This window comes from Bombilactobacillus sp. ESL1097 (assembly GCF_058107205.1).
Genome location: NZ_JBYLUB010000001.1, coordinates 1 through 21037 on the forward strand (window position 1 = coordinate 1; position 21037 = coordinate 21037).

At 38.2% G+C, this 21037-nt stretch carries 20 protein-coding genes and 1 pseudogene; 4 read left to right on the plus strand and 17 right to left on the minus strand.

The features are described from left to right. Positions 1–556, minus strand: a 556-nt coding sequence (locus tag AC3B6D_RS00005) for a PTS transporter subunit EIIB (RefSeq protein ID WP_489774634.1), incomplete at its 3' end; no start/stop codon positions are given. Positions 557–1052: 496 nt separating this feature from the next. Here AC3B6D_RS00005 and AC3B6D_RS00010 point away from each other — a divergent pair. From AC3B6D_RS00010 to AC3B6D_RS00025, 4 genes are all read left to right on the plus strand, one after another. Next, complete coding sequence (locus AC3B6D_RS00010) at positions 1053–1544, plus strand: hypothetical protein (RefSeq protein WP_489774635.1); 492 nt, start codon at positions 1053–1055, stop codon at positions 1542–1544. An 83-nt stretch (positions 1545–1627) separates the two neighbouring features. Continuing rightward, positions 1628–2146, plus strand: coding sequence for a GNAT family N-acetyltransferase (locus AC3B6D_RS00015; protein ID WP_489756757.1), 519 nt, complete (start codon positions 1628–1630; stop codon positions 2144–2146). Positions 2147–2332: 186 nt separating this feature from the next. Further along, positions 2333–3031 carry a hypothetical protein gene (locus AC3B6D_RS00020; RefSeq protein WP_489774636.1) on the plus strand — a complete coding sequence of 233 codons (699 nt, stop codon included), beginning with the start codon at positions 2333–2335 and terminating at the stop codon, positions 3029–3031. Further along, a complete protein-coding gene (locus tag AC3B6D_RS00025; protein WP_489774637.1) occupies positions 3028–3204 on the plus strand; it encodes a hypothetical protein in 177 nt (58 codons plus the stop codon). Before AC3B6D_RS00020 ends, AC3B6D_RS00025 begins: the two co-directional genes overlap by 4 nt. A gap of 294 nt (positions 3205–3498) precedes the next feature. Here the strand turns inward: AC3B6D_RS00025 and AC3B6D_RS00030 are convergent. The 16 genes and pseudogenes from AC3B6D_RS00030 to dnaA form a co-directional block, all read right to left on the minus strand. Beyond that, positions 3499–4071, minus strand: a pseudogene (locus tag AC3B6D_RS00030) (adenylosuccinate synthetase); the annotation flags it as partial. 69 nt (positions 4072–4140) lie between these two features. After that, on the minus strand, positions 4141–5289 hold the full coding sequence (locus AC3B6D_RS00035) for a hypothetical protein (protein WP_489774638.1): 1149 nt from the start codon (positions 5287–5289) through the stop codon (positions 4141–4143). 3 nt (positions 5290–5292) lie between these two features. Beyond that, complete coding sequence (gene dnaB, locus AC3B6D_RS00040; RefSeq protein ID WP_489756879.1) at positions 5293–6669, minus strand: replicative DNA helicase; 1377 nt, start codon at positions 6667–6669, stop codon at positions 5293–5295. 179 nt (positions 6670–6848) lie between these two features. Next, a complete protein-coding gene (locus tag AC3B6D_RS00045) occupies positions 6849–7577 on the minus strand; it encodes an LrgB family protein (RefSeq protein WP_489757696.1) in 729 nt (242 codons plus the stop codon). Then, entirely contained in the window at positions 7577–8014 is a 438-nt protein-coding gene (locus AC3B6D_RS00050; protein ID WP_489756880.1) for a CidA/LrgA family protein, read from the minus strand. The genes AC3B6D_RS00045 and AC3B6D_RS00050 overlap by 1 nt, the downstream gene beginning before the upstream one ends. A 316-nt stretch (positions 8015–8330) precedes the next feature. Then, positions 8331–8783: a 50S ribosomal protein L9 gene (rplI, locus tag AC3B6D_RS00055; protein ID WP_489756881.1), complete on the minus strand. Its 453-nt coding sequence runs from the start codon at positions 8781–8783 to the stop codon at positions 8331–8333. A 13-nt stretch (positions 8784–8796) separates the two neighbouring features. Continuing rightward, the gene (locus AC3B6D_RS00060) at positions 8797–10830 is read right to left on the minus strand and encodes a DHH family phosphoesterase (protein WP_489756882.1); all 2034 of its coding nucleotides are present in this window, start codon (positions 10828–10830) and stop codon (positions 8797–8799) included. A 99-nt stretch (positions 10831–10929) separates the two neighbouring features. After that, positions 10930–11166 carry a 30S ribosomal protein S18 gene (gene rpsR, locus AC3B6D_RS00065; protein WP_489754979.1) on the minus strand — a complete coding sequence of 79 codons (237 nt, stop codon included), beginning with the start codon at positions 11164–11166 and terminating at the stop codon, positions 10930–10932. A gap of 31 nt (positions 11167–11197) precedes the next feature. Beyond that, the gene (ssb, locus tag AC3B6D_RS00070) at positions 11198–11710 is read right to left on the minus strand and encodes a single-stranded DNA-binding protein (protein WP_489756883.1); all 513 of its coding nucleotides are present in this window, start codon (positions 11708–11710) and stop codon (positions 11198–11200) included. A gap of 33 nt (positions 11711–11743) precedes the next feature. Further along, a complete protein-coding gene (rpsF, locus tag AC3B6D_RS00075; RefSeq protein WP_489756884.1) occupies positions 11744–12040 on the minus strand; it encodes a 30S ribosomal protein S6 in 297 nt (98 codons plus the stop codon). 184 nt (positions 12041–12224) lie between these two features. After that, on the minus strand, positions 12225–14696 hold the full coding sequence (gene gyrA / locus AC3B6D_RS00080; protein WP_489756885.1) for a DNA gyrase subunit A: 2472 nt from the start codon (positions 14694–14696) through the stop codon (positions 12225–12227). Between the two features lie 19 nt (positions 14697–14715). After that, positions 14716–16668 (minus strand): DNA topoisomerase (ATP-hydrolyzing) subunit B, encoded by a 1953-nt coding sequence (gene gyrB / locus AC3B6D_RS00085; protein ID WP_489769359.1) that lies wholly within the window; start codon positions 16666–16668, stop codon positions 14716–14718. Beyond that, a complete protein-coding gene (gene recF / locus AC3B6D_RS00090; RefSeq protein WP_489774639.1) occupies positions 16665–17771 on the minus strand; it encodes a DNA replication/repair protein RecF in 1107 nt (368 codons plus the stop codon). Before recF ends, gyrB begins: the two co-directional genes overlap by 4 nt. Further along, on the minus strand, positions 17771–17977 hold the full coding sequence (gene yaaA, locus AC3B6D_RS00095) for a S4 domain-containing protein YaaA (RefSeq protein WP_489756888.1): 207 nt from the start codon (positions 17975–17977) through the stop codon (positions 17771–17773). Before yaaA ends, recF begins: the two co-directional genes overlap by 1 nt. A 231-nt stretch (positions 17978–18208) precedes the next feature. Then, a complete protein-coding gene (gene dnaN / locus AC3B6D_RS00100) occupies positions 18209–19351 on the minus strand; it encodes a DNA polymerase III subunit beta (RefSeq protein ID WP_489774640.1) in 1143 nt (380 codons plus the stop codon). 165 nt (positions 19352–19516) lie between these two features. Further along, positions 19517–20872, minus strand: a complete 1356-nt coding sequence (gene dnaA / locus AC3B6D_RS00105; protein WP_489757697.1) for a chromosomal replication initiator protein DnaA — start codon at positions 20870–20872, stop codon at positions 19517–19519. Between the last annotated feature and the right edge of the window lie 165 nt (positions 20873–21037).

A 21037-nucleotide genomic window follows, 5' to 3' on the forward strand; every position in this document is an offset into this window, starting at 1 on the left:
CGGTCACATATTGGTTAACTTTCATTTGCTTAGCAGCAGTAAACGCTAAAATAACTGGTAAGAAATAGAAGATTCCATCAGCCGCGGCATACCAAATTTGATAAGCACCAGTCTTGGGTGTCATCCAGTGTAAGACGACAAATAAAGATAATAAGCCCTTTAAAATACCGGCACCAGCCATGGCACCTAAAAACGGTGTGAAAGCACCAGAAATAAAGGAAACAAAAGCATCAAACATGCCCTTAGCAGTTAACTTTTTCTTACCTTCACTGGCCGCTGGTGTAGCAGGTGCATCATCACCTTCACCCAAGCGGGGGTCGATACCAACTAAAGCATCGTATACGCTACCAACATTGTTACCAATAACAACTTGATATTGTCCTCCGGCTTGCACGACAGTAATCACACCATCAAGGCTTTCAATTTTATCTTTCTGAGCTTTACTTTCATCCTTTAAAGTAAGGCGTAAACGCGTGGCACAATGCCAAGCAGCGTTGACGTTTTCATCACCGCCAACGAGCTGAAGGATTTGTCCCGCTAAATCCTTTTCGTTCAATGTAATCCCTCCATTATTAGAGTAATGCTATCAATATTTGATTGATAACGTTTTTAACCTAAAAGTTAATTCTATACTAAAGAAAAAAAATTAACAATATCAATTAAAGTAAAATTAAGATAAATTTTCTGTAATTAGGAAATATTGGTTAAAAATAAAAGCATTATTGCTCATAAAAGCGATTATTACAATTAAATTTCGCAAAAAATAGTAATAAATTAAGTGCTGTTAAAACACTAATTTGTAAATATGTACATTTAAAATCATACTTTTTACATTTTTTTCATAGCTTAAATTGGTTTTTGGCACAGATTAATCTAGCATTTTTTCCAAGAAGTAAAAGCGTGAGTCTAACTATGTCCAAAAACTAAAGGTAAAAGCAACTTTTGCTGTGCTCAGCTTTTAAGCACTGGGGTTGCAGTATAGTTGCTGGTATCTCATAGGCGAAACAGTTATAATTTAATAATAAAAGCCTGTGGCTTGTGGGAGGAAAACTATGGAAACACAAACGATTAGTCAATTAGCCGATTGGTTAGAAGAACACAGTGCGCAAATTGTTGCACAGACTGAAATTTTAGATGTGCAAAAGATCTATGAACTGTTAGATGGTTTGGCCATTTTACGCCAGCCTGTGCAAAATTATTTAACTATGACCGAAGAACAATATTACCAAAATGAATCCGATCATCGCTTAACTTTGCAACATGAACAACAAACCTTAGCCCAACTGCAAGATCGGATTTTAGTTAATCATGTTGATGGCAGTTTTGTGAACAATGAAATTAATTTTGACTATAATCACGAAAATCCTTACCAAACAGGCAGTTATAATGCTCAAAGTGATCTACATCTGATTGAATATGCGTTAGAAGTTATCGGGGCAGTCGCCAGCAATACACTAATGAGTGATTTGCGGAATAATTTATCGCCAGATGCTGTACTATCAATTGCTTTGGCGGCTAATCAAATTGAGCAGTGGCAAAAGTAAAAAAATTTTATTTAAAGGTTGTTGCAATTTGTGATTGACCTATGTACCATGTTCTGGTGTTTCAATTTTGGGAGGGATAGATAATGCCAGTCACATATTTACGGAAAGTTCACGCTGATGAAATTGAATTAGTGGTCGAAATTATTGAAGAAGCGAAAGGTGTCCTTCGCGGTCGGGGTGTCGACTTGTGGCAAGATGGTTACCCTGATCAAGCTATTTTACAAGATGATATTGACCGAGGTATCGCTTACTTTTTAATTAAAGATGATCAAATTGCCGGTGTTGCCGCCTTGGAGGATCAGGGTGAAAGTAATTATGATCAAATTTATGATGGTCAATGGAGTCCAGATTCGCACAAAAATTATGCCATTATTCATCGCGTAGCGATTTGTCAGGGACATCAAGGCGAAGGTCTATCATCAATTTTTATTCAGCACCTGTTAACAATTGCCGCTTCGTTGAATTTTAGTGATGTCCGTATTGATACGCACTTTGATAACTTGGCCATGCGTCATGTGATTGAAAAAAATGGTTTTACCCAATGTGGGACAATTGATAATGTAATGCATAAACCATGTGTTGCCTATCAGCGATTTATTTAATTGAATTTAGTCTGACTATGAGATTTCTAAACTCTGACTTTGCTATGAAAAAGTTAGAATTCAGAAATCTTATTTTTTTCTTTTAAATAAATTGCAGTTGAGTAATAACAAATTTTGGCGTTCATGGTGTGCCCGACTATAATAAGCCTTAGAGAGACTTATTTTTAATTGAGGGGGAGTTTGGCAATGTCAAAATCAAAAATTATCAGTAGTTTCTTATTAATTAGTAGTGTTTGGGGCGTATTCATGGCACAGAAGGGCGAGACAGTCCACGCAAAAGATTATAATTATAAAGTGGTTACTACGACCAGCGGGCCATATACTAATTTATACGATAATCAAGGGCAATTGATTAAACAGCGCTTTGTGCCGGTTAATACTGATTGGCGTGTCGGCAAAATTAAAGCGATGAGTAATCTGTTCTATTATCAAATTGCGGGTAATGAATGGGTCAAGAGTAGTGATGTTTGGGCTAATTTTGAACCAACATCGGGTCGCTTGAAACAGCGTTTGGTTGGAACGATTAAAAATCCGATTAGTGCGACTTATTATGCTGATGGTCAACAAGGCATCAATGATGGGGTCGATCTGGCTTATCAATCAACGTGGAAAATTGGCAAAGTACTTCAGAATGCTCAAGGCCATTTGTTTTATCAAGTTGCGCCCAACTTGTATGTGCGTGATGATGATTTAGCGGTGAATGGCACGCCAGATCATATTGTGCAACAGCCCGATTTTGGAATTAATGGACATCCGGCGCAAAATATGGGATTGATTGGAACCATCAAAAATTCCACAACGAAAATTTATAATGCTCAAGGTTATTTGTACATGGGCGATGGCGTTGATTTTCTAAGCAGTCGACGTGGAAAATTGGTAAAGTGATTAAAAATAATCAAGGACAACTATTTTATCAAGTAGCCCCTAATATGTATGTGGGTGATGATGATATGATGTTAAATCAACCACCTAAAAAAATTATTCAGCAAGCGGATTTTGGTTTAAAGCAGCAACCTGCGATTAATGTTAAAGATAGTACCACTAAGACTGATGCTTAAATTGTCAGGCCGCAGGTTCTTGAGCAAATGAGTAAGCGTTCTTTGCCGCAGCAATGCGATTAATGTTAAAGATAGTACCACTAAGACTGATGCTTAAATTGTCAGGCCGCAGGTTCTTGAGCAAATGAGTAAGCGTTCTTTGCCGCAGTATGTTGATTTAGCGCTCCAAGTGCCAAAAGCAGCAGTTTGCGTCTAGCTACGAATAGTCCTCAAGTTTAAAGTGCAAAACTTCAGTACTGATTCTTGACTATACTCAACTGCTAAGCGCTTTTGTCACAGTAAAGTTTAAAATTTGGCATAATATGAAGCAAAAATATCATCAAAAGACAAAGCTTGCCCTTGATAAACTTGAGTAAATTCTTTATTTTTCAAATCTAAGTTTTGGCGTAACTTGGCAGCAAAAGTATCTTTTTCTAATAAATCAATCATCCGAATGCCAATCCGAGCAGCTTTATCCATATAAGCTGGACCAATTCCACGATTAGTGGTGCCAATTTTGTTGGCACCTTTACTCTTTTCCTGTAATTCATCCATGCGGATGTGATACGGTAAAATAATTTGGGCCCGATTAGAAATATAAAAATGTTCAAAGCTGACATGTTGCTGCTTAAGTCGGGCAATTTCTTCAACCAAGGATTTGGGATTAATCACGACTCCGTTACCAATCATTGTCACTTTATCAGGATACAAAATACCGGAGGGCACTAAGCGCATTTTATAAGCAGTTTGCTCAACTTCCACCGTATGCCCAGCATTATCACCACCTTGATACCGTGCAATCACTTGACTATCGTGACTAAGAAAATCAGTAATTTTACCTTTTCCTTCGTCGCCCCATTGCATTCCAACTACTACAACACCTGTCATAAATGTCATCCCTTTTTACTAAATTCGGTCCAGTAATATTCTATCAATTACGAACATTAATAGCAATGATCAATCTATTAATTCGTCTTTAGTAAAAAATGTATTTAAATATTCCCAAGTTAAGACCGATAATTGTTGATAAGACAAACTTTGACTAGACGTTTTAGTATCCGGTAAATCTTCAAAAACTGCTAAAGTTAACGTTTGCTTATCTAGTGCCTGACAATAAGCTAATTGATCTAACATTTGATCGCGTTGGCGAAAACGAACCATATTTTGCTGTTGCACTAACCTTTGCAAGGCACTTTCCACAAAATCAGCTCCAAATTGCCATTGATCATCTAAAACAGGTTGCACTAAAGTTTTGTGCTGGCGCTGATAATTAAAATATAGAATCAGCATTTGTAAATAATCGCAATTCGGAGAAACAAAATCAATATCCTGCAGGTTAATTAAAGCATAGCCACCAAAACAGCCCAAATGATCTAATAATTTCATGACCAAAAATTGCTGATCTAGTTGCATAATTTGTCCAGCAAAAAATACATCCGCACTTTTGGAACAGTACAACAAAATTAATTGTTGCTGTTGCTGGTAGCGTTGTAAGATTGGCCTTAGTTCCGGATTATTTTTCACCAAAACCGAAGGTGTGTGTTGTAAATGCTGCGTTTGAAACATTGTACTGGCTAATTGTAACTGGGCGCCGACAAATTCCAAGGCAACAACGTGCTCTAAATCAACGGTTAAATTTTGCCCAATTTTAGCAAAATTAAAGGAATCTAGTAGTTGCAAGTGCAATTGTTGTTGCCGAAAGTCCTGTAACTTCACTTGCAAATAACGATTAGAACCTGCCAAAATTACCAAAATAGCTTGTTGCTGACGCTGCAAAAAGTCCAATAATTGCTGAATCAAATTATTTGCAGCAAACTGCGGCACTGCCAGTTCTTTTGCCCAATGTATCTTATTAGTAGCCGTTAAATCAATCCGCCGTTTCAGCCGCTTTAAATCCAATCCTTCCGTGGTTATAGACGCAATGCCACTAATCTTTAATAAGACATAACCATCAAGTAAGCCATAATCATTATAGGTATGCACAATGACCCACTTATGATCTAACGCGGTGACAAAACCAGTATAAATGTCACCCGTTTGGCGAATAAACAGATCGACAATTTGCTGATTTTGTTGTGCTTGTTGCAGTTGTTGTACTTTACTCATGAATTAACCTTCTGTCAGTGGTGAAATTGCAGCAAACTTATTATATGATTTCACAAATAATAACTTCACTGTACCACGCGGACCGGAGCGATTTTTGCCAATGATCACTTCCACTTCACCAGCGTTAGTATCATCACTAGCTTCGCTACCTTCCTCGTCATCAGCACCATCGTTATAATAATCATCACGATACAGGAAGGCGACCACATCCGCATCTTGTTCAATGGAACCAGATTCACGAATATCTGATAAAACCGGTCGCTTATCTTGTCGTTGCTCTACCCCCCGTGATAGTTGTGATAAAGCAATAACTGGTACATGTAATTCTTTCGCTAGTTTTTTTAATTGTCGTGAAATCGTCGAAACTTCTTGCTGCCGATTCTCTTGACCAGTTCCTTCAATTAGCTGTAAATAATCAATAATAATTAAACCAATATTTCCCGTCTCTTTAACCAAGCGGCGACACTTAGCTCGAATTTCTGCCATCTTAATTCCTGGAGTATCGTCAATATAAATATCGGTTTTGGACAAAATACCCATGGCCACAATTAAATTTTGCCATTCGTCATCGTTCAAAGTTCCGGTGCGCAAATGATTTGCATCAATGCTCCCTTGAGCACATAATAATCGGCTAGCTAATTGGTCAGCTCCCATTTCCAAACTAAAAATGGCCACCGTTTGCTGACTATGAACTGCCACATTTTCCGCGACGTTGAGTGCAAAAGCCGTTTTGCCGACGCCAGGACGGGCAGCCAAAATAGTTAATTCATCAGCATGTAAACCAGCAGTCATACTATCTAATTCACTGTATCCGGTAGCTAACCCCGTCACTTGTGAATCTTCTTGAGCTAACTGGTCAATATTTTCAATCGTATCATTTAAAACATCGGCTAATTTTTTAAAGCCGTTATTATTCTGGCTTTCGCCGACTTCCATAATAGCTCGCTCGGCATTGTCCAAGACGTTCGCCACATCAGTATCTTGCTCATCAAAACTTTGGGCCACAATATCAGTTGCCGTATTAATCAACTGCCGTAATACGGCTTTATCAGCCACAATTTTGGCATAATAAACAATATTGGCGGCGGTGGGGACGGTTGTTGCCAAATCCCCTAAATAATTAACGCCGCCAATATCTGCTAACTGATTTTTAGCTTCAAGTTGATTTTTAACAGTCACGACATCAATTGCCTGGTCTGCTTCATTTAATTCCAACATGACAGCAAAAATTAACTGATGCGCATGATAATAGAAAGACTCAGTCGTCAAATATTCAGCCGCATCAACAATTTTTTCTGGACGTAATAGAATCGATCCTAGGACTGATTGTTCAGCCTCTTTATTATTAGGTGGAATTCTCTGCATTGTTGTATCGTTCATGAATTAACCTCATATCTAGTTACAATTTTACCACGGATAATATAGGGATAATATATGTTTTAAAATATTCAAAATAACATTAAATACCATCGAAAGTAAACAAAAAAACCTTTCCTAGTTACCAACGTTTAAATTAACTAACTAGAAAAGGTTTTATCATTTAAATTATAAACTAGTGTTTACAGATGCATCATTTGTGCAAACAGTGGCACTGCAATATTATCAACAATACCAATGATAACAACCGAAACAGCGGCCATCGCACCTTGAACAGAACCTAATTTCAAGGCAAAAGCAGAACCAACGGTATGTCCAGCAGTACCCATACCTAAACCAGCACCGATGGGGTCGCTTTCCAATCTGAACCACTTAACTAACCATTTACCTAAAGCATAAATGATAACGGCGTTCAGGATACATGCCATCGCAGTAACAGCAGTGTTGCCACCAATAGCTGTTGACAATGGTAAAGCAATCGCAGTCGTAGCTGATTGACTCATCATGGAAGCTGTGCCGACCCGACTGAGTCCCAAGAGTTTGGAAATTCCCAAAATAACAAATAAGGAAATAAAGGTACCAATTAACAAACTCAATAAAATAACTAGCCAATTCTTCTTAAACACATCATTACGTTTATAAAGCGGAATTGCAAAAGCAATTGTGGCAGGTGTTAAGAACCAGAAGATTAGATCCCCACCAGGCTTATAGAATTTCGTATAAGCTGCTGCAGTCGTCATTCCCATGCCTTTTCCTAACAAGAAAATTAGAAAAATTCCCAAAACCATCGCTACAAACAACGGTTGAAATAAGAAAAAGCCATGAGTCAAATTAAATAAGTATTGCCCAATTTCAAAAACTCCCAATGAAAGTAAGATACCAAATAAGGGATTCGATAATAACTCTGCCATCATTTGTTCTCTCCTCCTACTTGTTCTTGTGTATCTGTATCAGTATGTTTGATCTTTTTACTGATCCATAATAACAATCTTGTTGTATAAGCCGTTACTACCAACAAAACGATTGTTGATAAAATAATGACGATAACTAATTGGACACCTTCATTTGCCATAATGTTCAAATTAGCAGCTAGAGAAATTCCGGATGGTACAAACAAAAAGGCAATTAAACCAATCATGGCACTTCCAAAGGAATCAACCCACTCTAATTTGATAATATGACAAGTCAATAATAAATATAACAAAATCAAGCCAATAACCGGCGTTGGTACAGGGAATGATTTTGGCATCATATTAGAAATCCACTGTGATACAAACAAAATTGCTGCATAAATTAACATTTGAATCAATAATGGTGCAGCTTTTGGCTTCTTATCTTCTGGTTTCATTTTCACATCACCTATTCTTAAAATTTATCGCACTTATTGTCTAAGAGACCTAAACAATAAATTGGTTCCATCATCACTTTCTTTCTCCCAAAATCGATAAAATTTTAGTTTAATCAAAACTAAAAACTATCTACATATGGTTTATAACGTTTTCACGAATTTGTCAAGTATTTCACAAGATAATTGCTTCACAATCTGCAAGCCCTTACATCTTTGAGCTATTAAAAAAACTAGAATTCACAAGAACCTAGTTTCTTTATAATTTTTCTCAAAAAATTCTGCAACTAATACTGTAATTTACATTACAACAATAATATTACTTTTCACTGACATGCACCCGTATGGAAGCTTCAATCCCTGGATACAATTTCACTGGTACATTCATATAACCTAAAACTTTAATCGGCTCGGCCAATTCAATTTTGCGCTTATCAATTTCAATTTGGTACTGTTGTTTTAAAGCTTGCGCAATTTGTTTACTGGGAATTGACCCAAATAACCGACCATCACTGCCGGCTTTCGATTGTAGTTCAACCACCGTTTCATCTTTTTCTAAAACGGTCTTAATCATTTGAGCACTAGCTTGTTCTTCATCTTTTTCTCGTTGTTCAGCTTGCTTTTTACCATTCAATTCACTGATGGCCTTAGCAGTGGCGACTTGAGCTTTACCGTTTTTAATTAAGAAGTTGCGCGCGTAGCCATCAGCGACTTCTTTGACTTCGCCACGTCGACCCTTACCGCGAACATCTTGTGTGAAAATTACACGCATCTTTTCATGCCTCCTAGTTATTGTCTGCTTGCTTAGGTTTATCTTCTACTTTTTGTTGGATAATTGCAATCAATTCTTTCTTAGCCTGAGCAATTGTATAATCAGCTAATTGCGTTGCCGCATTGGATAAATGACCGCCACCACCCATTTCTTCCATAATGACTTGCACATTAAAGTCACCTAAGCTTCGCGCTGAAATTGCTACTTTGGCATCGGACCTTTTGGTAATCACAAATGAAGCATCAATTTTTGATAAGGTCAATAAAGTATCGGCTGCCTGTGCCGCAATCACGGAATCATAAACTTGATCTTCTTCACCCGTGCAAATGGCAATTTGTGGCGTCACCATTTGTACGGTATCAATTAAATGGTTCCTTTGGATATAGGATGACACATTTTCTTTCAGTAAATTTTGCATTTTCGTGCTGTCAGCCCCTACTGAGCGTAAATAACTGGCCGCATCAAACGTCCGTGTTCCTGAACGTAAAGAAAAGGAATGTGTATCGACAAAAATGCCAGCTAGCATGGCCGTCGCTTCTAGTTTAGATAAAGACTGTTGGCTTTGTGGTTGGTATTCAATCATTTCAGTTACCAATTCACTAGCCGAGGAAGCATAAGGCTCAATGTAGGCCAGTAATGGATTAGCAGGAAATTCTTCACCACGCCGATGATGATCAATCACTACCGTTTGATCGGCTAACTTCGCCGCCAATTCTGGGCTAGCGGAACGTGATGGTTTGGATAAGTCGACCATAATCAACATACTTTGCGCATTAGCTTGATCTAACGCCTGTTGCGGCGTAATTAAATCATTTGATAAATGCTGGTCTTGCTCAATCCATTGCAATAAACGTGCAACATCTGTGTGCGCTCCGTTAGCATCAATCACAATTTTACAAGTTTTATTATTCATTTGTGCAATTCGATGAATGCCTAAACAGGCACCTAAAGAATCCATATCAGGTTGTTGGTGCCCCATCACATAAATAACATCAACTTGGTTAAATAACTCTCTTAAGGCTTGGCTAATCATCCGTGCCCGGACACGCGTCCTTTTTTCCATCGGATTGGTGTTGCCGCCATAAAAGCGTGCCGGTTCGTCCGCCTCACGTACAACTGCTTGATCGCCACCTCGACCCAAGGCCAAATCAATATTTTTTTGCGCATCTAACGCTAGTTGGGCCAAGTTATCTTTACCATAGGCAAAGCCAATACTTAAAGTTAACGGCACATTTTGCTGCGAAGTAGTCTTACGAATTTGATCTAAAATTGAAAAACTATTAGCTTCCAGGGCCTTTAGCGCATTCACATAGCCCACCACAATAAAACGGTCACTGGCCACGCGTTTTAAATACATTTCATTTTGATTAGCCCAATCAGTTAATTGATTAGTTAAATAACTATTCAAATCTGAGCGATCCCGATCAGCCATGGTTTGCACAAGCTCATCATAATTATCAATAAAAACTTGCCCAATCGAAATTTTTTCATCTTCATACTTTTGCTTAATAGCTACATACTGCGTAACATCCAAAAAATAAATTACGCGAAAATTTGGTTGCACAAAAGTTTGAAATTGAGTTTGACCAATAGTTAATAACGTCGCAGCTTGTTGCTGCTGTTCATTTTTTTCGACCAGTTGAATTAATTCTGGATTAACTTGATTTAAACTACGTCCTAGTAAATCCTTATCAACAAAATGGCGCTGTAAATTAGGATTCACCCATTCAATCGTGCGCTGTTTGTCGTTATCATACAGTAACATCCCAATGGGAATATTAATCAAAGCTTCTTGTTTGCCCCGATTTTCACGAAATGATAAATCGTATAGATATTTATTAGTTTGCACCACAAACTTGCGTAATAAATAAGAACCAATGGCGACAATTAACGTAAAAATAATAAAGACCAATAAACCTAAAACTGGACTAATTCCAAAAATTAAACTAACTAAAATTAAAGCCAAAACCACTACGACAATTAACCCCCAACGTAGTGGCTGACTAATAGCTAATAAACTATTCTTAGCTACGCTCTTTTTTTTCATACTTACCCTCTTGTAACTAGAATTTAGCTATATTTTAACATACTGTTTACATTAAAAAAGAAGCCTACCTTGAGTAGACTTCTTTGGGATTGAAGCTTATTAATCTTCAGCAACAAATGGTAATAAGCCCATTACTCGTGCACGTTTAATCGCAATTGTTAAACGGCGTTGATTCTTGGCGCTTGTTCCCGTTACTCGACGAGGTAAAATCTTGCCTCGTTCCGAAATAAAACGTTTCAGCAAATCTGTATCTTTGTAATCAATATATTCAATATGGTTAGCGGCAATAAAGTCAACCTTCCGGCGACGACGGCCACCACGACGTTGTTGTGCCATGTTGAACGCTCCTTTCAATTATTCACAAAATTTAAAACGGTAAATCATCATCTGAAATATCAATCGACTGCGTATTATCCGCAAATGGATCTTCATCCATTGATGGAGCAGAATTATTGGCAGCTCTATTATTGGAATTATTAAAATTATTATTAGAGTTGCTTGGTCCAGGAGTCGTATTATTTTCAACCGTTTGATTTTGATTTCCATTATTGTGGTTCGCCGATTTCGGTTCTAGCAGTGCAAAATTCTCCACTACAACTTCGGTCACGTAAACCCGCTGTCCTTGTTGATTCTCATAATTGCGAGTTTGAATGCGCCCATCAATACCAACTAATGAGCCCTTATGCGTAAAATTAGCAAAATTTTCCGCTGATTTACGCCAAATCACACAATTAATAAAATCAGCTTCCCGTTCACCATTCGAATTGGTGAATTGCCGATTAACAGCAACGGTAAAAGTAGCAACGGCTGTTCCTGCAGCTGTATACCGCAAATCAGGGTCACGGGTCAAACGACCAACTAATACACTACGATTAATCATACTCCTGTCTCCTTTTTGACTGTCTCCAACAGATTAATCTTCGCGCTTGATAATCATATGACGTAAGATGCTGTCATCAATTTTTGATAACCGGTCAAATTCATTGATCGCTGCTTGGTCTTGGGCATTAACATTAACGATATGGTAAGTACCTTCATTGTAACCACCAATTTCGTAAGCCAAACGCCGTTTTTGCCAATCTTTTGAATCTAATACATCAGCACCGTTGTCTTTGAGAACCTTATCAAAGCGTTCAATCAAGGCCTTCTTATCTTCTTCAGAAATATCCGGTTTGATGATATAAGTGATTTCATAATGTGTTTGAGCCATTATTTTACCTCCTTATGGACTAATGGAGAATAAATAGATTATTCTCAAGGAGTATTAACTATCTTAAAGTGTAATACTCACAGAATAGTATTCTACCATCATTTACCAAAAAATACTACCAAAAAAGTTTTTAACGTTCCAAGCGCCTTGCACTTTTAGATTACGTTAAAAACTTTAAGAATTTTTAGTTTTCTGAATCTGGCTGAGTTTCGGTGACTTCCGGTTCAGGATCTACCTTCGTCATTGTCGAAACCTTGGCGCCATCATCCAATTTAATTAACCGCACACCTAAAGTGGCCCGGCCGGTTTGTGAAACATTATTAACTGCAAACCGAATCATGACGCCTTGATTGGTTACCACCATCATGTCTTCAGTTCCAGCAACGGTCGTAATTCCTGCTAGCGGACCATTTTTAGCCGTCACATTCGAAGTCTTAATTCCTTTGCCACCGCGCCCTTTGATTGGATATTCTGTGGCCGGTGTTTTTTTACCATAACCATTTTCCGAGATGACCAATACATCACTTTGCTCAGCTAAAATGGCTGAACCAACTACGTAATCTTCTTCTCGTAAGCGAATACCCCGTACGCCTGCGGCCGTGCGACCCATGATCCGCACTGCATTCTCTTCAAAAGCAACAGCATAGCCTAAATGCGTGCCAATCAAAATATTATTCTGACCATTGGTTAGCATTACATTATCTAACGAGTCATTATCTTTTAAAGTAATTGCTCGCAAACCATTTTTGCGAATATTTTGAAATTCATCTAAAGCTGTACGTTTCACGGTTCCTTGTTTAGTGACAAAGAATAAATAATGATCCGCACTAGAAGCATCCTTCTTTAAATGAACCACCGTCTGAATTTGTTCACCGTTATCAATTCCTAGTAAATTAATAATCGGAATTCCTTTAGCACTACGCCCATATTCAGGAATTTCGTAAGCTTTCGAACGATAAATCTTGCCGGCATCAGTGAAGAAGAGTAAGACATCATGCGTCGATGTATAAATTAATTGTTCAATGAAATCATCATCATTGACGCCCATCCCTTTAATGCCGCGACCACCACGATTTTGTACTTTAAATTCGTCGGCGGGCAACCGCTTGATGTAACCACTATGAGTCAAAACAATTAAGACATTTTCTTCTTCAATTAAATCTTCATCTTCAATACTTAATACTTCGCCGACTAATAATTCCGTGCGGCGGGCATCACCATATTTACTTTGAATTTCCAGTAATTCTTGATAAATTATTTCGTCAATCCGCTCAGGTTTCGCTAAAATATCTTGATAATCAGCAATTTTGGTCATCAAATCTTGATACTCATTTTCAATTTTGTCTCGTTCTAAGCCAGTCAAACGGACCAAACGCATATCTAAAATTGCCTGAGCTTGTTTATCAGACAAAGAAAATTGGGTAATCAAAGTGCTTTTCGCAATTTCCGCCGTTTTAGAACTGCGGATCACTTCAATCACCGCATCAATATGATCTAACGCAATGCGTAAACCATCTAAAATATGCGCGCGATTTTGCGCTTTCTTGAGTTCAAATTGGGTACGCCGACGAATAACTTGTTCTTGATGTTTTAAATAATATTGCAAAATCTCTTTTAACGATAAGACTTGCGGCGCACCTTTGACAATGGCAACCATATTAAAACCAAATGAAGTTTGTAAGGCGGTCATCTTATATAAATTGTTTAAAACAACATTAGCACTCATGTCGCGACGAATATCAATCGTCACCCGCATACCTGTGCGATCTGATTCATCGATCAAGTTAGTAATTCCCTCAATCCGGTGATCCCGTGCCAATTCAGCTATCCGTTCAATTAACTTAGCTTTATTAACCATGTAGGGTAATTCAGTGATAATTAATCGTTCCCGGCCATTTTTTAGCGTTTCAATTTCTACTTTGGCCCGTAAAACAATATTTCCACGGCCCGTTTCATAGGCATGCCGAATCCCCGACTTACCCATTACCACACCGCCAGTAGGAAAATCTGGTCCAGGAATGGCCTGCATCAACTCAGCAGTAGTCACATCCGGATTTTTCATCAACATGTGAATGCCATTAATAACCTCAGTCAGATTGTGAGGCGGAATATTAGTTGTCATCCCGACAGCAATCCCCGTCGCACCATTGACTAATAAGTTCGGAAAGCGTGCTGGCAAAACCACGGGCTCACGTTCAGTTCCATCATAATTTTCTTGAAAATCAATGGTATCTTTATTAATGTCACGCAACATTTCGGTCGCAATTTTACTCATTTTTGCTTCGGTGTACCGCATTGCGGCCGCAGAATCGCCATCGACGGAACCAAAGTTACCGTGTCCGTCCACTAACAAATAACGATAACTAAATTTTTGCGCCATCCGCACCATCGACTCATAAATCGCGGAATCACCATGGGGATGATACTTTCCCATTACATCCCCCACAATCCGGGCGGATTTTTTATAAGGCTTGTCCGGCGTAACACCTAATTCATTCATTCCATATAGAATTCGCCGGTGAACGGGTTTCAAGCCATCACGGACATCAGGCAACGCCCGAGCCACAATGACACTCATTGCGTAGTCTAAAAATGAACTCCGCATTGTTTTGGATAGGTCAACCGTTTGAATACGGCGATCATCAGTTTCTGCCATGCACTATCAGCTCCCTCAATTAAAAATCTAACTCTGCATATTGCGCATTTTGTTCAATAAACTCTCGCCGTGGTTCGACTTTATTACCCATCAACATTGAAAAAACTCGATCGGCATCAGCTGCATCAGAACTAGCTACTCGATCCAAGCGCCGATTTTCGGGATTCATCGTCGTCTCCCAGAGTTGATCAGCATCCATTTCACCTAGACCTTTATACCGTTGAATGACGGGTTTAGGACTTGGCTGTAAAGTCACCATAAAATCTTTTAATTCTTCATCTGAATCAATATAACGCGACATTTTACCTTGTCTGACTTGATATAGCGGCGGCTTGGCAATATAGACATAGCCAGCTTCCAAAATTGGACGCATATAACGATACAACAAAGTCAACAATAAGGTCCGAATATGGGCACCATCAACATCGGCATCCGTCATGATAATTAATTTATGATAGCGCGCTTTGGTAACATCAAAATCATTACCAAAACCCGTGCCCATCGCTGTAAACAAAGTGCGAATTTCATCATTCGCTAAAATCCGATCCATTGAAGCTTTTTCAACGTTTAAAATTTTACCGCGAATCGGCAAAATAGCTTGCGTTAAGCGTGAGCGCCCCTCTTTAGCAGAACCGCCGGCTGAATCTCCCTCGACGATAAATAATTCGGAGATTTCTGGATCTTTACTAGTATTGTCTGCTAATTTACCGGGCAGATTACTAATTTCCAAACCGGATTTTTTCCGCGTTACTTCACGTGCTCGTTTGGCCGCTACTCGAGCTCTAGAAGCCAACATTCCTTTATCAATAATTTGTCGCGCTTGAGCAGGATGTTCCAACAAAAACTTATTAAAATGATCAGCAAAAGTCCGATCGGTAACTGTGCGGGCATCAGAATTGCCCAATTTGGTTTTAGTTTGGCCTTCAAATTGTGGATCCGGATGTTTAATGCTGACCACGGCTGTCATACCTTCACGCACATCATCACCGGACAATTTTTCGTTGTCTTTGAGTAAATTATTTCGGTGACCATAATCATTAATCACCCGGGTTAAAGCAGCTTTAAACCCAGCTTCGTGTGTGCCGCCTTCATAAGTATGGATATTGTTAGCGAAGGTCATTAAATTCGAATGATAATCATCCGTATATTGTAAAGCAACCTCCACAGTAATCCCGTCTTGAACGCCTTCGACATAAATTGGTTCTTCAAAAATGACATCTTTATTTTCGTTCAAATACTCAACGTAACTCTTAATGCCACCTTCATAGTGGAATTCGAGCTTTTCCGCCGTGTCTTGCCGTTTATCCGTAAACGTAATTTTCAAACCTTTATTCAAAAAGGCTAATTCGCGAATCCGGGTCACTAAGGTGTGATCATCATAAACCGTCGTTTCGGTAAAAATGTCGGGATCGGGTGCAAAATGCACTTTAGTACCATGTGGGCGATCATCAGTGATGGCCCCCAAAACTTTCATTGGCGTTTTCACTTTGCCCCGTTCAAAGTCCATGTAATAGCGTTGGCCATTGCGGTGCACTTCAACATCTAAATGCGTACTTAATGCATTTACTACTGAAGCGCCAACCCCATGCAAACCACCCGAGACTTTATAACCGCCACCGCCAAATTTACCACCAGCGTGTAACACATTAAAGACCGTTTCCAAAGCGGGTTTACCCGTTTTTTGTTGAATGTCTACCGGAATCCCCCGACCATCATCAATGACCGTGATACTGTTATCCGGTTCTACTTCCACATTAATTTCGGTGGCAAAACCAGCTAACGCTTCATCAATGCCGTTATCAATAATTTCCCAAACTAAATGATGCAATCCTTGCACACTCGTTGAGCCAATGTACATCCCCGGCCGTTTTCTAACAGCTTCTAAGCCGGATAAAACTTGGATTTGACTGGCATCATATTCCTTGGCTCTTTGCGCCAAGCTCTCCTGCTTGTTTGAATCTTTATCACTCATACTATCCCTCCAGCTTTTATTTGAAAGATTTTCGGATGATCAATTTTAGTTAAATCAACCCCATCTAAACTTGTGGTTGTAATAAAAGTTTGAATGCGATCTTGAATTACCTTTAATAATTGGGTCTGCCGCACTTGGTCTAATTCTGACAAAACATCATCCAATAACAAGATTGGATATTCGCCAACCTGTTGGTTAAACAATTCAATTTCTGCTAACTTCAGACTTAAGACCGCGCTCCGCTGTTGTCCTTGTGACCCAAACTTCTGCAAATCCTTATCATTAATCAAAAATTGAAAATCATCATGATGGGGCCCCGTAGTGGTTGAACCTAACCAAATATCATGATCTTGATTTTTTTGCAATTGGTGCAATAGTTCTTGATAAACTTGTTCGACCGTCGTAATTTGTTGAACTCCTGCTGGCAAATATTTCAGTTGCAAATTTTCTTGTTGTTGCGTGATTTGTTGATGAATCGGTAACAAAAATTGCTGAATTTGCTCAAAAAATTGCTGGCGCTCATAAATTAGTTCTGCACCAAAACCTGCTAATTGATCAGAAAGAACTTCTAAGTATACTTGATCATGCGCTTTTTTCGAACGTAATTGCTTTAAATAAAGGTTCCGCTGCTTTAAAACTTGCCGATATTTCGAACTGTTACTTAAATACGGAGCATTAATTTGACCAATTTCCATATTTAAAAAATGCCGCCTTTTTCCGGGAGCACCTTTGACTAAGGTTAAATCTTCTGGCGCAAATAAAATAATATTTAATTGACCAACATATTGGGACAATTTCTTTTGCTCTAAATGATTTAAACTCGCCTTTTTACCAGCAGTACTTAAAATCAAATCTAAAGTTAAACGACCACTATTTTTTTGCACCACCGCATGCAACTTACTAAAGTCACAACCCCAACGAATCAATTCCTGATTATTATTCGTTCGATGTGAGCGCACCAAAGCTAACACCGAGATAGCTTCCAATAAATTGGTCTTGCCCTGAGCATTTTGGCCAATAAAGATATTTAAATTTTGACCAAAGGACAAAGCTAATTGCTGATAATTGCGAAAATTTTTCAGAACTAATTGTTGTAATTGCATTAGTTAATGGTTAACTGAGCTCCATTTGGTAATTGGAGTTGATCACCAGCATAGAGCTTTTTCCCCCGCCGATTTTCTGGTTCACCATTTAAGAAAATTGTGTTTTCCTGTAAGTACCATTTAGCTTGACCGCCGGTGGCGATGACGCCTGCTTCTTTTAAAGCTTGCGTTAATGTCATGTAATCACCATTTAATTTGATGTTCATTGCTGCACTCACATCCTTATAATTAGATAAACTTACCTAAGCTAATTATAACGCTTTTTGGTTTAACTAGCAATTTAAAGCCGTTTTAGCTCATTGATCTCATTTAGACTAAAAAGACTAAAAACCATTTAAATTTAAATTTACGCAAAAATTTAGCTTCAAGGCAAAATAAAATGTCCGGCAACCGTAAACGATTGTCCGGACATTCTACGTAAAAGTTAATTTTAAATTTTAGTTAAAAGTTCTTACCGGAGTGATTAGTTGAATAAAGCCTTGATCATCTGCTAAAGGTTTCAGCGTAAAGGGATGCAGTGCTGCGGTTAATTCAACTTTAATTTTTGTATCACCGAAAGCTTGTAAGGCTTCTTTTAAATAATCTGGATTAAACGAAATGTCTAAATTTTGACCCGTAACTTGATCAAATTGCACTTCTTCTTCAACGGTTCCGACTTCAGGAGAATTACCATAGATAATAACTTTTGGTTCGGCAGCATTAATCGCCAAGCGTACAACATTATTACGACTAGCATGTGATAACAGTGAAGCCCGTTCAATTGAAGCTAACAGTGATTTGGCTTCAATTTCAATCTGGGTCGTCGATGATTCGGGAATTAAACGATCAGTGCGCGGATAATTGCCCTCTAAGAGCCGTGAATAAAATAAAGTATTTTCAAATTCGAATAAAACTTGGTTTTCAGAAATTGCTAAATTGATATCACCGACATTATCCCCAATTGAATGTTCTAATTCTTTTAAGCTACGCGCGGGCAAGACTAAATCATAATCGTTGGCGTTTGGATTTTGAATTTTGATAATCCGTTGTGCGAGACGATGACTGTCAGTAGCTACTGCTAATAATTGGTCTTGGTTAACTGTCAAATGTAAACCTGTCAAAATTGGACGATTTTCTTCTTTAGAAGCAGAAAAGACGGTTTCGTCAATTACTTGTTTTAATAGGTCGGCTGGAATTTTTAATTGATCGGAATTAGCAACTTCTGGTAGATGTGGATAATTATTGGCATCTAAGCCATTAATCTTAAATTCAGAATTACCTGAAGTAATTGCCACTTGTAAATGATCTAAAACTTCTAGACTGAAATGGTCATTAGGTAGTTTTTTGATAATGTCGCTAAAAAAGCGGGCTGGTAGAACAATAGAGCCTGTTGATTCAATTGTTAGTTCATTATCAGCATTTTGTTGATCAATAAAAGTTTGCACAGAAATGTCCACATCGCTGCCGGTAACTGTTAAACCTTCATCTTTTAGATCTAATTTAATTCCTGTGAGAATTGGAATTGTTGTTTTGGTTGAGATAGCTCTTTGAACATTTGTGATTTGGCGGTTGAATTGATTACGATTGATTGAGAATTTCATGGTGGTCTCCTTAATAATTAATAAAAAAATAGTAGTAATAGTAGTAGGAGCTGTTGAAACTGTGCGTTTCAGCTAAAAGGCTAACAGCTACTTAACTTTTGACTGTTAATAAATTGCGCAAAACTCTTGTGGAAAAACTTGAGTTTTGCTTTTTTTATCCACATGTTAATTTTTTAGGCTAGCTTTGAGATTGGTCAAATCATGTTGGATATTGAGATCAGATTCTAACAATTTGGCGATTTTGTCACAAGAATGAATAACGGTGGTGTGATCTTTGCCGCCAAATTCTTGACCAATTTTAGGTAAAGAACTATCAGTCAGTTCCCGCGCTAAATACATAGCCACTTGGCGGGGAACGACAATAGCTTTATTGCGGCGCTTGCCTTTGAGATCTTCCACAGAAACTTTATAGTATTTAGCAACTTGATCTTGAATATTGCTGATGGTTAAGCCGACTTGGTGTTTGGAATCTTTGAGATCTTTGAGTGCTTCGGCGGCTAAACTAATGTCAATATCCGCATTGTTAATTGTTGAATAAGCTTGGACACGGACGAGCGCGCCCTCTAATTCCCGGACGTTACTGTCAATTTGACTCGCAATATAGGATAACGCATCATCCGGAATTTCTAAGTTTTCGGCGATGGCTTTTTTGCGTAGAATTGCCGTCCGAGTTTCTAGATCAGGTGCAGTAATATCCACTGATAACCCCCATTTAAAACGCGAAACTAACCGTTCTTGTAATTTTGGAATTTCATTTGGTAACCGATCAGAGGTTAGGACAATTTGTTTTTTAGTATTGTAAAGTGTATTAAATGTATGGAAAAATTCCTCTTGGGTACCTTCTTTATCCGCAAAGAATTGAATGTCGTCGACTAAAAGTAAGTCAACTGTGCGGTACTCATTGCGAAATTGTTCTTGGGTACGATTTTGAATAGAATTAATAAAATCATTGGCAAATGATTCACTGGAAATATATTTAACATTGGCACTGGGATCACGCTCTAGTAATTGATGTCCAATCGCTTGCATTAAATGAGTTTTTCCCAAACCGACACCACCGTAAATAAATAACGGATTATACATAGTACCAGGTTCTTCAGAAACCACTAAAGCGGCAGCGTGGGCCATTTGATTACCCCCACCAGTCACGAAAGAATCAAAAGTATATTTACTATTTAAATGAGCGGCTTGAATAGGTGACTGTGCAGTCTTAGTAGTGACAGTTTGCGGTTGGGTAATTGTTTGTTCTAATTGTTGTTTTTTGAGCTCAGATTCTAATAAAACGACGGGGACAATTTCTTGATTACTGTACTCATAAGCTGTTTCAACTACTTTAGTACTAATATTTCGTTCCCAATATTCTTTGTGCAATGATGATGGAACGGAAATATAAATTTTTTGGTTTTCTAATTTTAAGGGTTTGGCGCTTTCGATCCAAGTTTGATAACTAACCGGTGCAAAATCTTGTTTAAATTTCTTTTGCAAAAATTCCCAAAAAGAATCCAACTCACCATTTGTTATTTCGGGCACATTACTCCTCCAACTAAAATGTAATAGATAATTAACTGCATTATTTTAGCATTTTTTAAAAAAGTTTTCCACAAGTGGATATTAAAAACTAACTTTTAAACTGGTCAACAATAAATCATCCAGAAAATTGTGGAAAACAATTAAGAAAATAAAATA